Raw genomic sequence first — 22208 nt, 5'->3', positions numbered from 1 at the left:
CTTTGCTTTCGTGTGGTCTGTCGATGAGGTCTTCGTTACGTCAGTTGCCATAATGCACTCATATTGATTTCAATAAAAAATGGTTAATAAAATAAAAGATTTAAAAGTTAGCTAATATTAGCACGACTACGATTCACCACCTCTCTAAACGCTTAACTGATTGTACGGTTATTACTCATTGCTATTGGATTTGGCCGTATCACTAGCGTTATGATCATGATGAATAGACTGCTTATTATTGCGAATGAATTTCGCCAAAGTTTCTTCATTGGCGTTATAAGGATTTCCCAATGAGGGAATGCGCTTGAAACGTCGATAGCCCCACATATAGTGACTACATTTGCTCTCAATCATCTGTTGCATGGCTTGGTTCAGCGCATGAGCAGCTGTTTCGGCATTGCGGTCGTAGAGTGCTGGGTCATCGAGTTTATAACAATAGATATCAAACCCATGACCATCTTTACGGCGAATACAAGATATGCCGACTAGCGCACATTTGGTTTTGCTAGCGAGTTTTGAGGCCAGCGTACTGGTCAATGTTTCTACCCCAAAAAAGGGTACAACCACACCGCCCGATGGGTCAGGTACATGGTCAGGAAGCACAATACTAAAACCACCTTGCTTAAGCGTTTTAAAGACAGCTTTGACGCCGCTACCATCAGTAGGAACTAACGTGGCATTGAGCCGTGAACGACCTTGTAAGACGAAGTCATTGGTAATATTGCCCTTGACGGGCTTATACATGATGGTCGGCGAACCAAACTGGTTAAGCCAAGCATTCATCATCTCCCATGTACCGAGATGTGGGACGATTGCAAGCATACCGTTAGGGTTAGCAAGTCCTTCTAATAAAATCTCTTTATTATGGACATCACGAATTTGAGCGATACTCCATTCAGGAGACATTGCCCAGCTTTTGATCGATTCAATACTGGTTAAACACTGGTGATAGATGATTTCTTTGGTTAACGCTTGTTTTTGCGTAGTGGATAATTCAGGGGCAATCAGCGCCATGTTGGTACTGACAGTACGCATAATACTTAAGCTGGGTATCTTTATAATCACCCACGCAACAAAACGTGCCAGCATCTGCAATACAGACAATGGCACGATTCTGAAAATATGATACGGATTCATGACCATTCACACGGTGATAAATCACGTAACCAGTTAGATAGCAAAGAACTAAACATTATCTTAACTATTTACTGTGCAGGTTGATTGTTGTCAGCCTGTGCTTTTTCACGCACACGGATACCAAGTTCACGCAGTTGCTTACCATCAACACCAGCAGGTGCTTGAGTTAGTGGGCATTCAGCAGTTTTGGTTTTTGGGAAGGCAATTACGTCACGGATAGAGTCAGCGCCTACCATCAACATAATCAAACGATCCAAGCCAAATGCTAAGCCACCATGTGGTGGTGCACCGAATTTCAATGCATCAAGTAAGAAACCAAACTTGTCTTCAGCTTCTTGCTCGCCGATACCTAAAGCTTCTAATACGGCTTGCTGCATATCGTAAGTATTGATACGTAAGCTACCACCGCCAACTTCTGTACCATTCAATACCATGTCATAAGCGATAGAAAGGGCAGATTCTGGGTTGTTTTTCAACTCATCAACTGAACCTTTAGGCTTGGTGAATGGATGATGCATTGATGTCCAACGACCATCGTCAGTCTCTTCAAACATTGGGAAGTCAGTGACCCAAAGTGGCGCCCACTGGCAGGTAGTCATTTCAAGATCGAGACCGATTTTTTGACGTAGTGCACCAATTGCATCGTTCACAACACTGGCTTTATCGGCACCAAAGAAGATAATATCGCCATCTTCTGCAGCAGTACGCTCGATTAGGCTGACAAGCACATCATCAGTCATGTTTTTGATGATTGGAGACTGTAGGCCAGATTCTTTGTCCACACCGTTGTTGATGCTGCTAGCGTCATTAACTTTGATATAAGCCAAACCGCGTGCGCCATAGATACCAACAAACTTGGTATAAGCATCGATTTGCTTACGGCTTAATGAAGCGCCGCCAGGGATACGTAGGGCAGCCACACGACCTTTAGGATCGTTAGCAGGACCTGCGAATACTTTAAAATCGACATCTTTCATCAAATCTGCAACGTCGACCAATTTTAGTGGAATACGTAAGTCAGGCTTGTCTGATGCATAATCACGCATAGCCTCTGCGTAAGTCATACGTGGGAATTGTTCAAACTCAACGTCCATCATGGTCTTAAACAAGTGCTTGATAAGGCCTTCGTTGATGTTCATGATTTCTTCTTCATTTAAGAAAGAAGTCTCAATATCCACCTGAGTAAATTCAGGCTGACGATCAGCACGTAAGTCTTCATCACGGAAGCATTTAGCGATTTGATAATAACGGTCAAAACCTGACACCATTAGTAACTGTTTAAACAGCTGTGGCGACTGTGGCAATGCAAAAAAGTTACCTGGGCGAGTACGCGATGGTACTAGATAATCACGCGCACCTTCTGGCGTCGCACGAGTCAGAATAGGTGTTTCAACATCTAAGAAACCATGATCGTCTAAATAACGACGAATTGTTGAAGTCGCTTTGGCACGGAACACCATACGTTCTTGCATTTGCGGACGGCGCATATCGAGATAGCGATACTTAAGACGCAAATCTTCTGATACGGTAGTCTTCTCATCGTTCAACGGGAATGGTGGTGTTTCAGATTTGGCCAGTACTTCAATCTCTTTGCCTAATAGCTCGATTTGACCACTGGTCATAGTAGCGTTTTCAGTGCCTTCATAACGGCGACGTACACGACCAGTGATTTTTAGCACATATTCAGGACGTACCGCATCAGCAGTAGCAAAAGCTTCTGGGGTATCAGGATCGACGACTACCTGCAAGATACCAGCGCGGTCACGCATGTCTAAAAAAATCACGCCACCGTGATCGCGACGACGATGTACCCAGCCTACGACACTAATGGTTTGCTCAATTAAGCTTTCGGTTACAGCTCCGCAATATTCGTCTCGGTATTCGCTATGCGTCATAATATAGTTATCCAGTTGTCAGCCCAATTCGAAATACAATAATGCAGCCATTACTGCGCGATTCAAGCTATTCGCTAAAAAAACGCACAAACAACGCGATTAAGACAAATGGTCATCACGTCGACTGCAGAAAATTTAATGTAAACGCGTATTATGCCTAATCTGCCCTTGTTATACAACCAGCTGAGTCTAATCGAAGTATAGGAATGCTTAGGTATCAGATGTATTTGTGCCCAAACATTTGTATTGGGTTAAAAATTGTCATTTTGCTTGAAAACCTGAGTGACTGTGCCTATATCAGGCTCACTTATAAAATTCTATTGATCCTATTACTATTGATCTTATTAAAGTTATCTTAATCATGTAAGGAATACTGTTCATGCTTTTTCATCCTGCCAAAAACCCTGTTGAATTGCGCGTCATTCATCTAAATAAAAACCAAGAGCAACGCCGTGAAGACTTAATGGAAGCCACGCAAGGTAAAGCGGCGCTTAAGCAGTTCAAAAAAACAATGGCTAAGAAAGCCAAGCAGGCGCTAAAGGTAAAAACCAAAAATAAGAAAAAACATGCGGATGATAAAGCACAAGTTTTTGTCCTTGATTTTGATGGTGATATCAAAGCAACAGCGGTCAAGCATCTACGCGAAGAAATCAGCACGCTTATCAGCACGGCAAATAAAGGTGATGAAGTCGTCGTACGCCTTGAGTCAGGTGGTGGTGTGGTGCATGGTTATGGCTTAGCCGCAGCGCAATTGGTTCGCTTAAAAGACGCTGGTCTAAAGTTAACTGTCTGTGTGGACAAAGTCGCAGCGAGCGGTGGCTATATGATGGCTTGTGTCGCAGATAAGGTAGTGGCGGCACCGTTTGCCATCATTGGCTCAATTGGTGTGGTCTCACAATTACCAAACTTCCATAAATGGCTAAAAAACCATGACGTCGATTATGAGATGTTTACTGCTGGCGACTACAAGCGCACAGTTACTGTCTTTGGTGAGAACGATGCTGAAGATCGTGCCAAATATCAAGAAGAACTAGAGCAGACGCACGAGCTATTCAAACACTTTGTCAATAACTACCGTCCAACACTCGATGTGGCAAAAGTGGCCACTGGAGAGCATTGGTATGGCGAAGATGCGCTAAAACTTAATTTGATTGATAGCTTGCAAACCTCAGACAGCTATATTTTAGAGCGCATGGAAGACAGTGAAGTGTACGCACTACATTCACGTCAAAAACCAACACTCGCTGAAAAGCTAGGATTGGCGCAAGCAGCTGAGGCAACGTTGAGTATAGCAGTTGATAAACTGCCTGATGCACTTGCGCGTTTTGATTTAAATAGTCGCTTAAATATTCTAAAATAAGGTTAGATATCATTATGATAGCGAACCTCTAATATTTTAGAGTTCAAATGGTTCTTTATACATTGTTTGTATTTTGTAAAAGGCGTGGCCTAGCTGGTCGCGCCTTTTTGCTGTTTATTGATAATTGCTGTGATATAAATGTAGCATACAGAAAACAGTATACGTACGTGCACTATAGTCATTTCACTATAAAAGTATTACTGCATTAACCTCGCTTGAAGTATCACATATACATCTTCACTAGGTTGCCTTTTACTACTTTTAAATTGAATCGACTATAAGGTTCTCATGGAGCTTTTTATCAACACTTGATTTAGACAATCAATAAAGAAAAGGAAGTCATTTATGTCTAACGATAATTTAATGTTTACCGCAACAGAACATGGTCAAGCCATGCATGCCAAAGTCAAAGCGTTCATTGAAACGCACATTGAGCCAATCGAAGCGCAATTTTGGGAAGAGTGTCATAAGAAAAATCCTGATGGTAATTGGGAAAACTGGGAGTGGCCTGAAGCTTACGAAAGCCTACGTAAACAGGCCCGTGAAGCTGGCTTGTGGAATTTATTCTTGCCTGATGATACGTTAGGTGCAGGGCTTTCGGTAACTGATTACGCGCCTATCGCAGAGTTAACGGGTCGCAGTTTGCTTGCGCCCCATGTATTCAACTGTAATGCGCCTGACAGCGGTAATATGGAGCTATTGTGGCGCTACGGTACTCAAGAGCAGCAAGACAAGTGGCTGACACCAATTCTAGAAGGTAAGACGCGCTCTGTGTTTTGTATGACTGAGCCTGATGTGGCATCAAGTGATGCAACCAATATGGAAGCAACCGCTGTAGTCGATGGCGATGAGATTGTCATAAACGGTAGCAAATGGTGGTCATCTGGTCTTGGCGATCCTGCGGTTGATATTCTAATTGTCATGGCATATACCGCTGATGAGACCGCAGACCGTCATCATCAACATTCAATGGTGCTGGTACCAGTCAATACACCGGGTGTGAATATCAAACGTATGCTCAAAGTATTTGGTGATTATGATGCACCGCACGGACATGGTGAGATTAGTTTTGAAAATGTGCGCGTGCCAGTCAGCCACTTTATTGGTGGACCAGGTAAGGGCTTCGAGATTGCACAAGGTCGTTTAGGGCCAGGTCGTATTCATCATTGCATGCGTTGTATCGGTGCTGCTGAAAAGTCTCTAGAGTTAGCAGTTAAGCGCGGCATGTCACGTACTGCCTTTGGTAAGCCATTGCTACAATTAGGTGGTAACTTTGAGCGTATCGCTGAAGCCCGTATTAAGATTGATCAAGCTCGTTTGATGACCTTATATGCTGCACAGAAGATGGATGCGCATGGCACCAAAGCAGCATTGACTGAAATCTCTGCTATCAAAGTCGTGGCACCAACTGTATTACAAGAAGTCGTCGATATGGCGATTCAGATTCATGGTGGTATGGGCGTCTGTCAAGACACATTACTACCGAATTTCTATGCGCAAGCACGTGTGCTACGTTTGGCAGACGGTCCTGATGAAGTACACAAAACCATGATTGCCAAACTAGAACTCAAACGTCAGGGCTTTAGCCGTTCGACTAAATCTGATAAAGCTTAAGCTTTATCTTAACAAACGGTTGTGTGAGTCAGTCTTAATTTGCTCATGCAACCTTTATTAGAAATAAGCCAATCGTAATGCTAATTGAAAATTCACTATTAACGACTTAGTAGTGAATTTTTCATCACTACTGATGTTTTATCACTAGGGCGTATCCTCATTTCAAAAATGGTAATAAGCATAAGATAAATTGAATTGAGAACTAGCTCGCATATTTGTTATAAAAATAAAAGACCACATGATAAGGAATATCTCATGGCAACTGATAATAAAGTACTAGACCAAGGCGGCATGGTACGTGAGGGCGAAGAGCTCGATGCACAAGCAGTTAGTGAATGGCTTCGAAGCCAAGGTATCGATGTAGTAGGCGAGCCTACCGTCACTCAGTTCTCAGGTGGTGCATCAAACTGGACCTATCGTTTACAGTACGAAGGCAACGACAAAAACCAAGATTTGATACTGCGTCGTCCACCAAAAGGCACTAAAGCCAAATCTGCCCATGACATGGTGCGTGAGCATACCGTTCAAAAAGCTTTAAAAGAAGCATACCCTTATGTACCAGAGATGATTGCTCTGTGTACCGATGAAGCCGTTATCGGTTCAGATTTTTACGTGATGGAGCGCATGGAAGGCATTATTCCTCGTGCAGAATTACCAGAGGGTATCGATCTAGATCCGGAGCAAACTCGTCTACTTTGTACCAATGTCCTAGATGCCTTGGTTGAACTACATCAAATGGATTATACCGAGCACCCTGATTTGGTGAATTTGGGTCGAGGCGATGGCTATTGCGCGCGTCAGGTAAGTGGTTGGGACAAGCGTTATGTCAAAGCAAAAACCCCCAATGTACCCAGCTTTGCGTTAGTCAGAGAATGGCTTGCCAAGCACACACCTGCTGATAGTAAAACCTGTATTATTCATAATGATTGGCGTTTTGATAATGTGATACTTGATGTGGCTAACCCCACCAAAGTCATCGGCGTTCTTGACTGGGAGATGGCCACCCTTGGTGATCCATTGATGGATTTGGGTAGTGCATTGGCTTATTGGATTGAAGAAGATGACAATGTCGTGATGCAGCAATTCCGTCGTCAGCCCACCCATTTAGAAGGCATGATGACACGTGACGAAGTGGTTGCTTATTATCTCGAACAATCGGGTTTGGAAATAGACAACTGGACTTTCTATGAAGTATTCGGCTTGTTCCGCTTGTCAGGTATTATCCAACAGATTTATTATCGTTATTACCATAAGCAAACGACCAATTCTGCTTTCAAAGATGCGTGGCTTGCCATACACGTGATGCATGCTAAATGTCTTAAATTAATTGCGCAATACGAAGGTGAGGCGCTGTTTAATGAGTACGTCCAGCCAAATTTAGAAGACATAAGCGTAGATGCTGCTGCTATCGAGCAGTTACCAAGCACTGTTCAACAAGTTGTCAAAAGTATTTTACCGAAAGGTTATTTTGCAAAAGCACCTCATTCTCCTGAAGCTTAAGCATTCAGAAAACCGTACTTTAGCAAATATGATAAAAGGTAATAATTTATGACAACCATACTTTTAGCACGTCATGGTCAAGCGTCTTTTGGGCAAGAGAACTATGATCAGCTCTCAGAGCTGGGTTGTATTCAGGCGCAAATGTTAGGTCAGCATTATGCAGCCACACAGCGCCGTATCGATGCGATATTTACTGGTAGCTTGGTAAGACAACAAGACTCTGCACGGCATTTTTTGGCACGCTATGAACTGTCTATTTCTTCTAATGAGAGCAATGGTATGCCTGTGTTGCCTATCATAAATATAAATGAGCCTGATAGTTATATTCTGCCGCAATTTGATGAGTTTAATCACAAAGATGTATTCATTAAATCTGATCCTGACTTCATCAATAAAGGTGCAATCACGGCTGAGGTGGCTAAATCAGAGGTGCCAGCCACGCGTTTGGCTGAGTTATTTGATCAGGCAATGCAGCGCTGGCATGGTGGCGATAACGATCAGGACTATATTGAAAGCTGGCCGCAGTTTAATGACCGTGCACAGCAAGCGCTTGAACAGGTACGCGCACAAGTAGCAAGCTTAGGGTTAAATCGTGACAGTACTGTGTTGGTATTCACCTCAGGTGGTGTCATTGCAGCTATCACTGCACAGCTGCTCAAGCAAGGCAGTCAGACGGCTTATCAGTTGAATAAAAGCTTGGTCAATACTGGGGTAACCTCGGTCACATTCAAAGATCAAAGTACTCGCTTGATGTCACTCAATGAATATAGTCATTTATTCTCTGATGGTAATTCTTTTGTGACGTGGCGTTAAGCTAGCAACCAGTAAATAGAGTTAAAAGCAAGGTAAAGCAGTTACTTAAAATAGTTAGCCACCTTTTATTCGATTAAGATTAGCCGTCGTAATTGTTGAATACTATAAATTTATTTTGATCACTGACAAAATCAACCTATAAATTTGCGATATGATAGATTATTGTTTTGATCTCATGTCGATATGAAAAGGACTGTCCATGCAAAATAGATTGATAAATTTAGTCACTAAAAGCGCTAAACAACGTAAAGATGAGATAATCGGTGCCGTTCAGCCATCACGTTATTTACGAAAATTAAATAAGCAGCAGGTTGGACATGATAAAACCGTGCTCATCACGGGTGCGAGTTCAGGTTTGGGTGAGGGGATGGCCAGACTCTTCGCTAAGCTTGGCTACAACCTTGCGATATGTGCTCGTCGTACTGATCGCTTAGAGAGCTTACAGTCAGAACTAGTAGCGGAATATCCTAATATTCGTGTTGAGTACCGAGCTTTAGATGTCAGTGACTATGATGCCATATTTGAGGTGTTTGATGCGTTCACTACGGATTTTGGTCATATCGATAAAGTGGTTGTGAATGCAGGTATTGGCGAAAGTCGCCGGATTGGTAAAGGTCGTTTTGAGACGAACCGCCGTACGGTTGAGATTAATTTTATCTCAGCGTTGGCGCAATGTGAAGCCGCCATGAATATTTTTCGGGCACAGAGTAGTGGCCATCTAGTGGTCATATCAAGCATGTCAGCCATTCGTGGAATGCCCAAGCACTTGACAGCCTATGGTGCTAGTAAAGCTGGCTTGGCACACTTAGCAGAAGGCATTCGTGCTGATATGCTACTAACTAAATTACCTATCAAGGTTTCTACTATTTACCCAGGCTATATTCGTACTGAAATCAATGAAAATGCGAAGCCATTACCGTTTGAAGTAGATTCCGATACAGGTACCAAGGCAATCGTTGCGGCGATTGAAGCTGGTGTTGACGAAGCTTGTGTACCAAGTTTGCCATGGTCGATCGTGGGACAGGCGATGAAGCATATGCCACTACAGGTGATTAATAAAGTAAATAAGTAGCTAGTGCGTGTCATCAATTAGATTTAGTGGTCTTAAAATGGCTAAGTTTTGCTAAACATCGTCAGTAATTTTGCCAATATGTTCATATTAACGGCAATTTATTCCTTGTTTATCTACAATTTTTCTCATTTTAAGCCTCACAATCTAATTGATGACACGCCCTAAAGTAAACATATTACAGAAGAATAAAAAAAGCCCTTTACCTAATTAGGTAAAGGGCTTTTTTTATTCTTTCCACCTTTAAGTGTACAGCGCTTAAAAATTAAAGAGTTTGAGGGTTGTCTGATATATGTTTTTCACGCAATTTCTGACGTAAGACTTTACCAACAGCACTCTTTGGCAGTTCACTTACAAACTCAATATGGCGTGGACACTTATAACCAGTGAGGTTTTCCAATGCAAACTCTTTAATATCATTTTTAGTGACATTATTATCAGCAGGAACGACATAAATTTTAACGGCTTCGCCTTGATGTGCATCAGGAATACCAATGACTGCGCAATCAACGATAGCTTTGCAATCTAGCATGACAGATTCAATTTCGTTCGGGAATACGTTGAACCCTGAGACTAGCACCATGTCTTTTTTGCGATCGAGTAGGGTGATATAGCCTTTTTCATCCATGCTAATAATATCGCCAGTGCGGAAATAACCATCACTGGTAAAGTCATTGCTACTGTCTTTGTTGAAATAGCCTGAAGTGACATTAGGGCCCTTAATGCACATTTCACCCGCTTCATTCAGCCCCATGCGTTTGCCGTTATCATCGACTACGATGACATCAACACTAGGGACTGGTATGCCAATAGTGCCGTTGAATTTACGGTCAGTGATGACGTTGGCAGTACCTGCAGCTACCCCTTCAGTCATACCCCAACCTTCAACCATAGGACAGCCAGTCACTTCAAGCCAGCGTGCTGCTGTCTGTTCAGTCGCAGCCATACCGCCCGCTTGAGTGATACGTAATGAGCTAAAGTTCAAATCTTTAAAGTTTGGCTGATCGAGCAAACCTTTAAATAGGGTATTTACCGCAGGGAAAATATGGAACGGTTGCTTTGATAAAGTTTTGATGAACCCTGGCATATCGCGCGGATTGGGTATCAATATAAAGGTGTAGCCAGAGCGCATACCGAGCAGACTTAGCATAAACGCAAATATATGATATAGCGGTAGGGCCATCACCATATTGATATAGACTTCATTAATATCTGAGGTCACGGGGCGGTACCATGCTTCTGACTGCATGGCAGCAGCAACGATGTTACGTTGAGTTAAAACAGCACCTTTAGACAGTCCAGTCGTTCCGCCCGTATACTGCAGAATGGCTTTTTGTTGCATGGTGGCTTTTGGTGACTGAACAGGTAGGTGCTTACCTTTTTTGAGTACTTCAGGAAACTTAGTAACATGGTACTTAGGATCATTAAGATTATATTTAGGAACAAGTCGTTTAACTTGACGGATAACCGTATTGACCAAGATACCTTTAAGACCCATCATATCGCCCATTTTTGAGAGGACAATGCGCTTGATATTGGTCTCTTCGATGACTTGCTCAAGTGCTTGGGCAAAGTTGTCAACCACAAAAATAACCTGAGCGCCCGAATCATTCAACTGATGGCGCAGTTCACGACCAGTATAAAGTGGATTAATAGGCGTACACACGTATCCTGCGCGCAAAATACCAATCATCGTAGGCAAGTATTGTGGAACGTTTGGCATCATCAATGCCACAACGCTGCCTTTAGGAATGCCTTGTGCTTGTAACCATGCCGCAACCGCCATTGAGGCTTTATCAACATCGCCATAAGTATGAGTAACACCCATACAGATGGTCATAGGATGCATACGGAATCGCTCAAAACATTCCTCATACAGTTCTATAAGACTGGTATATTGATCAGGGTTAATGGTTTTGGGTACGTTTTTTGGATATTGAGCAAGCCAAGGTTTATCTACTGTCATACTTGAAGTCCCTAAGTGTTGAAATAAGTTAAGGTTCTATAAAAAAGTAGTCACATCCGTGTCAACAATATATTATCGCTAAAATAGCAATAAATTGTCGAGTGACATCATAGTGATTCACAGACTGCTAGAATACGGTGGCCTTTACATGTATAAAGTTTTTAACTACAAATTGATTTAACCGCAAAAGGTAAGAATCTGAGTAGATTAAACGGCGGGTTATTTCTTTACTGCCAAAAAAAGTGAAGTAACTTATTTTGGTAATACATTAACATAACTACAATTGATTTCGTTATGACAATACAAGAACTTGATAGTTTATACTTAAATTTGATAAAAATAACAATATATGTTGTAACTAATACTGAGATAAACGGTTAAAAAAACTGATAAACGGTTTATTTTCGAGAAATTTGTTAAATTATTATACCAAGTATCTCTCTGGTAAAACAGTTCGCTACATAATTACTTTGATGTCATTGTTACAATTCTGCAATTTTTTTAATAACAATTATTAGCTCTGCACAAAAAAGCGCTCTATATTGATATAGAACGCTTTCTTATTATAGAACTTCTATCTAAGGTTTCGGATTGTCTGATATGTGTTTTTCACGTAGTTTTTGACGCAATACTTTGCCGACATTACTTTTTGGTAGCTCGTCAATGAACTCGATATAACGTGGACATTTGTAGCCAGTCATATTATCTAGAGCAAATTCTTTAATATCACTTTTGGTGACATTTTTATCAGCAGGAACGACATAAATCTTGACGGCTTCGCCTTGATGTTCATCTGGAATACCAATGACTGCGCAATCAACGATAGCATTACAATCCAACATGACAGATTCAATCTCATTCGGGAATACGTTAAAACCTGAGACTAAAATCATGTCTTTTTTGCGATCAAGTAGGGTGATATAGCCTCTTTCATCCATGCTGACAATATCACCAGTACGGAAGTAACCATCATTGGTAAAGTCCTCGCTACTGTCTCTATTAAGGTATCCAGAGGTGACATTGGGGCCTTTGATGCACATCTCCCCCGTTTCATTGATAGCAAGACGATTGCCCTCATCATCGACCACAATGATATCAACGCTCGGGAGCGGCAAACCAATAGTGCCATTAAATTTGTGATCCGTCACAATGTTAGCGGTACCTGCTGCCACACCTTCAGTCATACCCCAACCTTCAACCATAGGGCAGCCAGTTACTTCAAGCCAGCGTGCAGCTGTTTGCTCAGTCGCAGCCATACCACCCGCTTGAGAGAGACGCAGGGAACTGAAATTTAAGTTTTTAAAGTTTGGATTATCAAGTAAGCCTTTATACAAAGTATTAACTGCTGGCAATATATGGAATGGTTGCCTTGATAGTGTTTTGACAAATCCTGGTATATCACGTGGATTGGGTACCAATATAAAGGTGTAGCCCGAACGCATGCCTAACATACTGAGCATAAATGCAAATATATGATATAGCGGTAGGGCCATAACCATATTGATATAAACCTCATTAATCTCTGAGGTAATTGGCCGAGTCCATGCTTCTGACTGCAAGGCCGCAGCAACGATATTACGCTGCGACAAAATCGCACCTTTAGACAGTCCAGTCGTTCCACCTGTGTACTGCAAAAATGCTTTTTGACTTAATTGCATGGCTGGTTTATGGAACGGAAGAACTTTACCTTTTTTGAGCACATCAGGGAATTTGGTCAATTCGTGCTTAGGGTCGTTCAGCTTATATTTAGGAACGAGGCGTTTGACCTGACGGATAACTGTATTGACCAAGATACCTTTGAGACCCATCATATCGCCCATTCTTGAGAGGACAATGCGCTTGATATTGGTTTCATCAATGACTTGCTCCAGTGCTTGGGCAAAGTTATCAACCACAAAAATAATCTGCGCACCTGAATCATTCAATTGATGGCGCAATTCTCGACCGGTATAAAGTGGATTAATAGGGGTACATACATATCCTGCGCGTAAGATACCAATCATCGTAGGCAAGTACTGTGGAACGTTTGGCATCATTAGTGCGACGACGCTGCCTTTAGGGATACCTTGTGATTGTAACCATGCCGCAACTGCCAGTGAGGCTTTATCAACATCACCATAAGTATGAGTCACGCCCATACAGATGCTCATAGGGTGCAAACGAAAGCGATCAAAGCACTCTTCATATAGATCTATGATGCTGTTGTATCTATCGGGATTGATCGTCTTAGGCACAATATTAGGGTAATGGGCAAGCCATGGTTTATTCGGCGTCATAGTCAGCGTCCTTGAGTTTTACTATTTAAAATTGTGATGTGGCAGTCGTATCCGTGTCAATGACACTCATCAGCACTGACGTGATCGTTTGCTGTTGAGAGTGATAAATTCTTATCGATTGACTGACTGATGGGTTTGTTTCATCGTTGTATAATGGAATCTAGCTATCATTCAAAAAAATAAATCATTCGAGAGAATGATTTTTAGAAAGTATAATTTATCATTAAGAGCGTTGAAAAAACAGATGCCTTAATAATAAAAAAGTCTATTTTATATGGTTGAAGTATCCAAAAATAAATAGATATCTATTCAACACATTAGCACGAATGTGGCTTAAGGAAATATTGGTTTGCAGCACTGGTCAGTACATAAATTGAGCTCAAATATATAGCTAATATTAAATATATAGAGGTGTGTTTAAAAAATGAGGTAATTTTAATAACTAGACATTAATACCGCAGTATTTAAGGTAGGATAAACTGATGTTTTTTATTAAAAAAACGTCGATAGATAAGCAATGCATTGATTGTACAGCCAAGTGTGCTACTCACACATATCAAAAACATGGTTACAATCTGATAGCGAACTGCTTGAGTAGGGTCGGCGCCAGCAAGGATTTGACCTGTCATCATACCCGGTAAACTGACAATACCAACGACTAACATTGAGTTTAACGTTGGCGTCATGCCATTGATGATCGCTGCACGTATGGGCTCATGTACGGCTTCAAATGGTCGCGCAGATAAGCTGAGCATCATCTCGATACGCCCGCGTTGCTCATGAAAGGATTCAATCAATTGGTTGCTGGTCAAAGAAATGGCAGTGAGCGAGTTGCCCAGTATTAAGCCCAGTATAGGAATGATGAATTGCGGAGTGTACCAAGGCTGCACCCTCAAAATAATAAGAATTGCGATTGCCGTAACGAATACTGCTGAAGTACTGACTGCGATAAACGTATCGGTGAATAAGCCTTTATAGCGACGCTTGACCCGGTTTTTGGCAGCGCTGCCTGCAATTAAGGTCATGATGGTTAAAATGAGGAGTACTTCATACCATTGTTCACGTGCAAAGATCCATGCCAATATCAAACCAATGAAACTAAGCTGAACCACGGTACGAATAGCAGCGGTTAGTAGTATCTTAGTCAGATGCAAGCGCAGTCGCCATGATACGAGAAGTACGATGAGAATTAGACTACTAGCTAAAGCGACATCCCCATAAGTCAGAACCATTTGTATATCATCCGTACCACTCATAAGTGCTCATTATAGTTAATCCTCTATAAATTGGATACGGTGTCAGTCTCGCTTAGTCTACTATTTGTAGCACTTGCACTCAGCTTTCTTGTATCCAAATTATATTGCACCGACTATATTATAATATAAATACTAGGTAGAACCAGTCAGTGAAGATATGACATGAGGTGTTGACTATGTTCTGGTATTAAAACACTTCAGTTAATACGCCTGATTGCATATGCCAATGATGATTGGCGAGTGGCATGATATCTTGCGTATCATGAGTGACCCATAGTAATGTGCGCTGCGTATCTAGTTGTAGCCAGTTCAGTAGTAGTTGTACCAGCTGTGCCGAAGTGTCAATGTCTAGAGCGGCTGTAGGCTCATCTAGTAATAATACCTGTGGATTTAACTGTAAAAGGCGCAGGGTATTGACCAGTTGCCGCTCACCACCTGATAAGTGATAGGTATCTTGCTGTAAAAAATCAGCGTTTCGTTGCAAGCGTTCGAGCTGTGCGATGTGCCAATCTATATCAAAATCGAGATGCTGATGAGCTTGTAGGCGATAGGGCATTGTTAGATTGTCAATGACACTGCCTTCTAGCAACTGTGGATGCTGTGCGAGCAGAGCAACTTGCGTGCGCCATTGTGTGGGTAATGTGTCGTGAATACTCTGAGACGCACTGACATTTGATGCATCATCATTGTTTAGGTAGACGTCACCGTTGCTCATTGGCAATAGCCCCGCTAATACTCGTAACAACACAGATTTCCCACTACCAGAAGACCCTGTCAACACCGTTACTTGTCCTGATAGCAATGTACCAGTCATGCCATTTATCAATACTCGCTTATCAGCAGGTAAGACAGGATCTGGCCTTACTGTTTTTCTTAATTTGTCAGACCATTTTTGATAAATATGAGATGGTGTAAAAGGGTTTGTTTGAACGCTAGTGACATTATTAGACACATTGTTGGACGCATTGTCAGAAGAAGATGAGGTCGCTGTACGTCTGCTGTGTACCCAAACATTTTCGAATGTAAGCATAACTTCAAACTCACCCTTATCAGCCACACCTTTATTATGGAGCACGCTCATCTATTAGGATTATTGACTACCCATTTGCTCGCTAATAGCTTGCTCAATAGCACTACGTAATTTTTGTGGTACACGGATAGGGCGCATGGGTGCATTGTTTGCAGCGGTAGCATCTGATTTATCATTAGATATAGGCTCTGCTTGAACTTGATTTTGTACACAGGCGATAACGATTTTACCGCTACTTAGTAAACTGTTGCTGCTGTCTGTAGCGGTGCTACCTACCATATGGCGATGGATGCTTTGATGGAAAATCATACTGGCAGGTTTTAATTCGACTTTATCGACACGCACGCTGATCACTTCATCTAAGAGAATGGCTCGTTTGTATTGCAAGTCTGCCTGACTCACGACAAAGTGCTGTATATCACCATTGTCCGTCTGTAGAAAATAACCATTCAAACCAATTTGGCCAAACCAATCACGGCGGCAGTTTTCAAAAAACACCAAGTGATTGGCGTGGTAGACTATACCACCGGCATCAGTATGGTTAATATAGACGTTATAATCTTTAGCAAATAATGGCGTCAATGCGGCAGTTGAGTTTTTGCTGTTAGTGGTTGTCATAATCATGCTCAGTATTTTTTATCAGTATAAATAAATAGAAATGGCTTAAAAGTTTTTGCTTAATAAAGGTTAGGGCGTGTCTTCAATTCACTCAATAGTCATCTAAATGGGCTAAAAATGGCTAAATCTTGTCAAACATCATCAAATAGCTGGTTAATATCCCGATATTATCTGAGCTATTTTTCTTGTTTGACGGCAATTTATCTCATTTTCATCACCATCTTTAAAATGAAGACACGCCTTAGTATTGCCTTTTGAATAAATAACAATACTGCTTTTAATAATAGGGTTTTGACGATAATAAAGCGTCATTCAAAACTATTATAGAAATAACAGTTAATAATAAGAGCTACTCTAGCTTAAGATATCAGGACACGCAATAGTTAGGTTGCGCTCCGTCTGTTATCATATAGTCATTCCACTATAAAAATATTACTGCGTTAACCTCGCTTGAAGTATTTGATATACATCGACACTCGGTTGCCTTGTACTACTTTTAAATTGAATCGACTATAGTGGTTTGTATCTTTTGCCTCTCAACTATTCGTATTAGCACCGTATTTCATCAATCAGTATAGGATAATTTATGACCCGTTTTGTCAGTTTTAATATTAATGGTATTCGTGCTCGCCAACATCAGCTTGAGGCTATGCGAGACGTCATCGATCCTGATGTGATGGGGCTGCAAGAAACCAAAGTACATGACGAGCAGTTTCCCTTAGAAAACATAGAAAGCTTGGGTTATCATGTAGAGTATTTCGGTCAAAAGGCGCATTATGGTGTTGCACTCTTGTCTAAAGTCGCGCCTATTTTTGTGCAAAAAGGCTTTCCGGGTGAAGAGGAAGAAGCACAAAAGCGTTTTATCCATGCCCGCTATGAGTTTGAAGGCCGTGAAGTCGATGTGCTTAACGGTTATTTTCCGCAAGGAGAAAGCCAAGACCATCCGACCAAGTTTCCAATGAAGCGTGCTTATTACGCAGATTTGATGGCTTATATTGATACGTTAAAAGCAGAAGGCCGCTCGCTTGTAATTATGGGCGATATGAATATCGCTCCAGAAGATATCGATATCGGCATCGGTGAAGTCAATGCCAAGCGCTGGCTCAAAAACAGAAAGACTTCATTTTTACCAGAAGAGCGTGAGTGGTACAGTGCACTGATGTCGCGTGAGCTGACAGATACGTATCGTTTGCATTATCCAGAAAGTACTGAGCTCTATAGCTGGTTTGATTACCGCAGTCGTGGTTTCAATGACGAGCCTAAGCGTGGACTGCGTATCGACCATATTTTGTGTACCGCAGACCTAGTTGAAGCATGTGTTGATGCAGGTATCAGCTATGATCTGCGCGCTATGGAAAAACCGTCTGATCATGCACCAATTTGGTCGGCATTTGACTTAAAAAAATAGTAATACGTTTATATAGTTAATCCTCTATAAATTGGATACGGTGTCAGCTTCGTTTAGTCTATTGTTTCTAGTACTTTCACTCAGCTTCCTTGTATCCAAATTATATTGAACAGACTATAGTATTTATCAAAACATAGTCTATAAATCATAATAAGACTTGAACAATAAGGATGTAATGATGGCTGTCGGAAATATTGAAGTACCCAATACGATCTATCCTATCGAAGGTATCAAGTTAAGTGCGACTGCAGCGGGTGTGCGCTATAAAGACCGTGATGATTTAGTCGTCATAGAGATAGCTGATGCTGCGACCACTGCGGTAGTAACCACGAAAAACACCTTTTGTGCTGCACCTGTGCGTGTATTGCGCGAACACTTCGCTAAAGCCAGCCCTCGCTACTTGGTGACCAATACAGGCAATGCCAATGCAGGGACGGGCGCTGATGGCAAGCGTCGTGCTGTCGATATCTGTGCTGCATTGGCTCATAAGGCTGGTGTAGATAGCAATACTGTATTGCCATTTTCTACAGGCGTCATTGGTGAGCCACTAAATAGCGACGCAGTGATCGCAGGCTTAGACAATGCACTTGCTACTTTAGCCCCTGACAGTTGGCTTGCTGCCGCGAATGGGATTCGTACGACGGATACTATTCCAAAACTTGCTAGCCAAAAAGTTGATGTAGCGGGTATCAGTTATCATATAACGGGTATGTCAAAAGGCTCAGGTATGATACGCCCGAACATGGCGACCATGTTGGGTTACGTGGCGACTGATGCCAATATCGCAGCTGACTTGTTACAAGAGATGCTAAGTGCCATCAATGAGCAGTCTTTTAATCGCATCACTGTCGACGGTGACACCTCTACCAATGATTGCTGTGTATTGATAGCTACTGGCGCTGCTAGCTCAGAGGTAATCGATAGCCCAGAACATCCGCATTATCAGTCAGTATTCACGGCGTTGACAGAAGTGTTTGTGCGTTTGGCGCAATTAATCGTGCGTGATGGTGAGGGTGCAACTAAGTTTATGACAGTGAAAGTCACTGGTGGCCAGACAACGCAAGAATGCTGCGATGTAGCGTACGCAGTGGCGCATTCACCACTGGTAAAGACTGCGTTCTTTGCCAGTGATGCCAATTGGGGTCGTATATTGGCTGCGGTTGGTTATGCGGGTATCGAAGATTTAGATACAGAGCAGGTCGATGTGTATCTGGATGATGTGATGATTTGCCAAAGTGGTGGTGTTGCGCCTAGCTATACGGAAGAGGCGGGCAAGGCAGTCATGAGTCGTCCTGAGATTACCATTCACATTAATCTTGCACGTGGCGATGCCAGTGATACGGTATATACCTGCGACCTATCTTATGATTACGTTAAGATAAATGCTGATTATCGTAGTTAGAAGTTGTTAGGTGTAAAATTATCGTTGAACAGGTTTACGATTGAGCCAGAGTGACAGTCACTCTGGCTTTTTGCTATCTGACGCTTACTCAGTATCAATTTGCCCTACTAGTTAATACGTGTCATTAACATCAGTTGCAAAAGCTGACGTTACTTTACAAAGCAGTTATAGAGGGATAGAGGACTCGCACCTTATACTAATTTTAGTAAACAACACACGGCAGGGCTCATAAATTTTGATGACGTATTTCTTTATAACGTACTTGTAGTGCCGTACTTACTATTAAAAAGATTGGCTATTACAAAGACCAACTATTACAAAGATTAGATGTAAAAAAATAAATTTAAATAAGCTACTTATAATTAATAACAACTCACTGAGGATTTTATAATGAAAAAATTAGCACTCGCAGCATTGATGACGACTTTTGCGCTTTCTGGTTGTTCTACCATGGACAATGAACGTACGATGGTGGTTGAAGGGCAGCCTATGAATGTAAAAGTGGTTAATATTCCAAGTTTTGAAGTAGAAGTTGCACCGCGCAAAGCCGTATGTGATTTGACGGCAACTGATGGCTCTATGGTTGAATCTCAGTGCTTGCAGTATCGTCAAAATTATCAGAAAAACTACACCACTTTAAACGGCAACATCCAAGGCTTTACTTATGAGCCTAACTATCGTTATATGCTCGATATACGCCAAGAAGCAATGACCGAAGAAGGCTCTGATGTCGTACAGCCTGTTTGGATCTTAAATAAAGTTATCTCAAAAACTGCTGAGTAAAACTTGCTTGGTTTACTGAATGTTTTGTAACTTCTCTATAGAAAAGACAATAAAAAAGGCCTCTAACGAATTAGAGGCCTTTTTTATTGTCTTTTTTTAATCAATCATGGAGTAGCTTTAACACTGGCTGTAATTAACGGTAAAGCCGCGGGTTGCCGTAGGAATACGATTATCAGCATAGACAGCAAGTCCGCCACGCGATGTTTCTTTATACTTATCAAGCATATCAGCACCGGTTACTTTCATCGTCTCGATTACTTTATCTAAAGAAACGAAGTGCTGTCCATTACCGCGGCAAGCGAGGCGCGCTGCGTTCACAGCTTTTACGGCACCCATCGCATTGCGCTCGATACAAGGCACTTGTACTAGTCCGCCAACAGGATCGCAGGTGAGACCTAAATTATGTTCAATGCCAATTTCGGCAGCATTGAGACATTTAGCAGGATCGCCACCTAGGATTTCAGCCAATGCCGATGCAGCCATCGCGCAGGCTGATCCAACTTCACCCTGACAGCCGACCTCAGCACCAGATATAGAAGCGTTTTGTTTGATTAAGCTACCGATAGCAGTGGCATTCAATAAAAACTTGCGAGCGCCTTCTATGCTGTAAGTTGATAGAAAGTCACGGTAATAATGCATGACAGCAGGAATAATACCTGCAGCGCCATTGGTAGGAGCGGTCACGACATTACCACCATTGGCGTTTTCTTCATTGACAGCTAGTGCGTACAGATCAATCCAATCCATTGCCGCAAGCTTATCGTTTTTCGTCACAGGTTGGTTTTTTTCAGCGCACAGTTGTAGATGTAAGGCTTGAGCACGACGTTTCACATCTAGGCCACCAGGTAATATGCCGCTATTTTGACACCCGCGTGTCACGCAATCCTGCATAGAAGCCCAAATAGAATCTAGATAGGCAAATACTTCTATTTGATTGCGATAGTGACACTCATTGGCCAGTACCAGATCGCTGATGCTTAGACCATGCTGACGGCACTGCTCTAAAAGCTCTCCGGCGCTATTGAATGGGTAAGGAACCACATCAATCGTTGGGCTGGCATGATCTTCATCTGGATTGGTGGCATCTTCTTCATTAATCACAAATCCGCCGCCGACTGAGTAATAAGTCTGCTGATAGTGAGTACCGTCTGTCGATATGGCTCGAAGCATCAAGGCATTGGGATGATAAGAAAGCACCGTATCGTCATACCAATAAATATCGCGCTCCGTATCAAAGTTAATGGCATGAGTACCCGATATATTTAATGTCTTGTCAGAAAATATAGGCGATAAATAATTACTGGTCATGCGTGTATCAATGGTGCTAGGAGCGTGTCCAAGCAGACCTAGCAAGATGGCAGTATCGGTGGCATGTCCTTTGCCCGTCGCAGCCAAAGACCCATAAAGTTCAATTTCAATCGTTTTAACCGTGGTCAGTTCTTGATGCTTACTTAGTGAAGCCAAAAAAAGATTTGCAGCAAGCATTGGCCCGACGGTATGTGAGCTTGATGGTCCTATGCCGATTTTAAATAAATCGAAAACACTGATCATAATAAGTTACCAAGAATTTTGAGTGCTTTAGCCTGTTGTATTGATTGCTTTAGGCACTTTTATTGAGAATATGATAGACAGCCACCACCCTTATGCACCGAAAGCAAACGTGTGCAGGGCAACACCTATGAAAGTATTAGCGTAAAGGGGTACAACTGGTGAATGAATAATAACTTTTATTTATTTTGAAACTCCGTTATCATGCTCGGAGTCAACTGCCGTGTAACATCCTGTAAGTTGGTTGTCGCTATAAAGTACGTTGAGTACATAACGGCCGAAATCGTTTTTAGTAGAACATATCCGACCTGATACATCTAGCAAAACATGGTCATCATACCAAATAATACTTTTGGTTTGCCATATTGCAACATAAATGAATGAATTAGGGCGACATATTATAAATGAAAGGATGTAAAGCTTGCTATAGTCATTCCACTATAAAAGCATGACAGCGTTAACCTCGCTTGAAGTATTTGATATACATCTGCACTCGGTTGCCTTGTACTACTTTTAAATTGAATCGACTATAT

General features: G+C 41.9%; 16 protein-coding genes. 8 read left to right on the top strand and 8 right to left on the bottom strand.

Annotated elements, in window-relative coordinates:
* Positions 1-171 precede the first annotated feature (171 nt).
* Both I6E84_RS03155 and aspS read right to left on the bottom strand, forming a co-directional pair.
* Positions 172-1137, bottom strand: coding sequence for a lysophospholipid acyltransferase family protein (locus I6E84_RS03155; protein ID WP_197216092.1), 966 nt, complete (start codon positions 1135-1137; stop codon positions 172-174).
* A gap of 68 nt (positions 1138-1205) precedes the next feature.
* Entirely contained in the window at positions 1206-3032 is a 1827-nt protein-coding gene (gene aspS, locus I6E84_RS03150; protein ID WP_197216090.1) for an aspartate--tRNA ligase, read from the bottom strand.
* Between the two features lie 379 nt (positions 3033-3411).
* Here aspS and sohB point away from each other — a divergent pair, with 379 nt between their 5' ends.
* From sohB to I6E84_RS03125, 5 genes are all read left to right on the top strand, one after another.
* A complete protein-coding gene (gene sohB / locus I6E84_RS03145) occupies positions 3412-4392 on the top strand; it encodes a protease SohB (RefSeq protein ID WP_197216088.1) in 981 nt (326 codons plus the stop codon).
* 363 nt (positions 4393-4755) lie between these two features.
* Entirely contained in the window at positions 4756-6006 is a 1251-nt protein-coding gene (locus I6E84_RS03140; RefSeq protein ID WP_227681297.1) for an acyl-CoA dehydrogenase family protein, read from the top strand.
* Between the two features lie 255 nt (positions 6007-6261).
* The gene (locus I6E84_RS03135; RefSeq protein ID WP_197216086.1) at positions 6262-7506 is read left to right on the top strand and encodes a phosphotransferase family protein; all 1245 of its coding nucleotides are present in this window, start codon (positions 6262-6264) and stop codon (positions 7504-7506) included.
* A 48-nt stretch (positions 7507-7554) separates the two neighbouring features.
* On the top strand, positions 7555-8319 hold the full coding sequence (locus tag I6E84_RS03130) for a histidine phosphatase family protein (protein WP_197216085.1): 765 nt from the start codon (positions 7555-7557) through the stop codon (positions 8317-8319).
* A 199-nt stretch (positions 8320-8518) separates the two neighbouring features.
* Entirely contained in the window at positions 8519-9391 is an 873-nt protein-coding gene (locus I6E84_RS03125) for an SDR family oxidoreductase (RefSeq protein ID WP_197216084.1), read from the top strand.
* 262 nt (positions 9392-9653) lie between these two features.
* On the opposite strand, the gene I6E84_RS03120 is transcribed toward I6E84_RS03125, so the two are convergent.
* From I6E84_RS03120 to I6E84_RS03100, 5 genes are all read right to left on the bottom strand, one after another.
* The gene (locus I6E84_RS03120) at positions 9654-11354 is read right to left on the bottom strand and encodes an AMP-binding protein (protein WP_197216083.1); all 1701 of its coding nucleotides are present in this window, start codon (positions 11352-11354) and stop codon (positions 9654-9656) included.
* A 578-nt stretch (positions 11355-11932) separates the two neighbouring features.
* Positions 11933-13630: an AMP-binding protein gene (locus I6E84_RS03115; RefSeq protein WP_197216081.1), complete on the bottom strand. Its 1698-nt coding sequence runs from the start codon at positions 13628-13630 to the stop codon at positions 11933-11935.
* Between the two features lie 464 nt (positions 13631-14094).
* The gene (locus tag I6E84_RS03110; protein ID WP_197216080.1) at positions 14095-14886 is read right to left on the bottom strand and encodes an ABC transporter permease; all 792 of its coding nucleotides are present in this window, start codon (positions 14884-14886) and stop codon (positions 14095-14097) included.
* Positions 14887-15073: 187 nt separating this feature from the next.
* Positions 15074-15961, bottom strand: coding sequence for an ATP-binding cassette domain-containing protein (locus I6E84_RS03105; RefSeq protein WP_197216079.1), 888 nt, complete (start codon positions 15959-15961; stop codon positions 15074-15076).
* Positions 15962-15976: 15 nt separating this feature from the next.
* Positions 15977-16534 (bottom strand): thioesterase family protein, encoded by a 558-nt coding sequence (locus tag I6E84_RS03100; RefSeq protein ID WP_197216078.1) that lies wholly within the window; start codon positions 16532-16534, stop codon positions 15977-15979.
* Between the two features lie 586 nt (positions 16535-17120).
* Here I6E84_RS03100 and xthA point away from each other — a divergent pair.
* From xthA to I6E84_RS03085, 3 genes are all read left to right on the top strand, one after another.
* A complete protein-coding gene (xthA, locus tag I6E84_RS03095; protein ID WP_197216077.1) occupies positions 17121-17942 on the top strand; it encodes an exodeoxyribonuclease III in 822 nt (273 codons plus the stop codon).
* Between the two features lie 178 nt (positions 17943-18120).
* Positions 18121-19344 (top strand): bifunctional glutamate N-acetyltransferase/amino-acid acetyltransferase ArgJ, encoded by a 1224-nt coding sequence (gene argJ / locus I6E84_RS03090; protein WP_197216076.1) that lies wholly within the window; start codon positions 18121-18123, stop codon positions 19342-19344.
* Positions 19345-19734: 390 nt separating this feature from the next.
* On the top strand, positions 19735-20127 hold the full coding sequence (locus I6E84_RS03085) for a DUF4377 domain-containing protein (RefSeq protein ID WP_197216074.1): 393 nt from the start codon (positions 19735-19737) through the stop codon (positions 20125-20127).
* 117 nt (positions 20128-20244) lie between these two features.
* Here the strand turns inward: I6E84_RS03085 and I6E84_RS03080 are convergent, their stop codons facing one another.
* A complete protein-coding gene (locus I6E84_RS03080; protein WP_197216073.1) occupies positions 20245-21678 on the bottom strand; it encodes an L-serine ammonia-lyase in 1434 nt (477 codons plus the stop codon).
* Between the last annotated feature and the right edge of the window lie 530 nt (positions 21679-22208).

Origin of the sequence: Psychrobacter sp. SCQQ22, assembly GCF_015864605.1 — a bacterium.
Classification (GTDB): Bacteria; Pseudomonadota; Gammaproteobacteria; order Pseudomonadales; family Moraxellaceae; genus Psychrobacter; species Psychrobacter fozii.
This window is presented reverse-complemented; position numbering and strand designations above follow the sequence as displayed.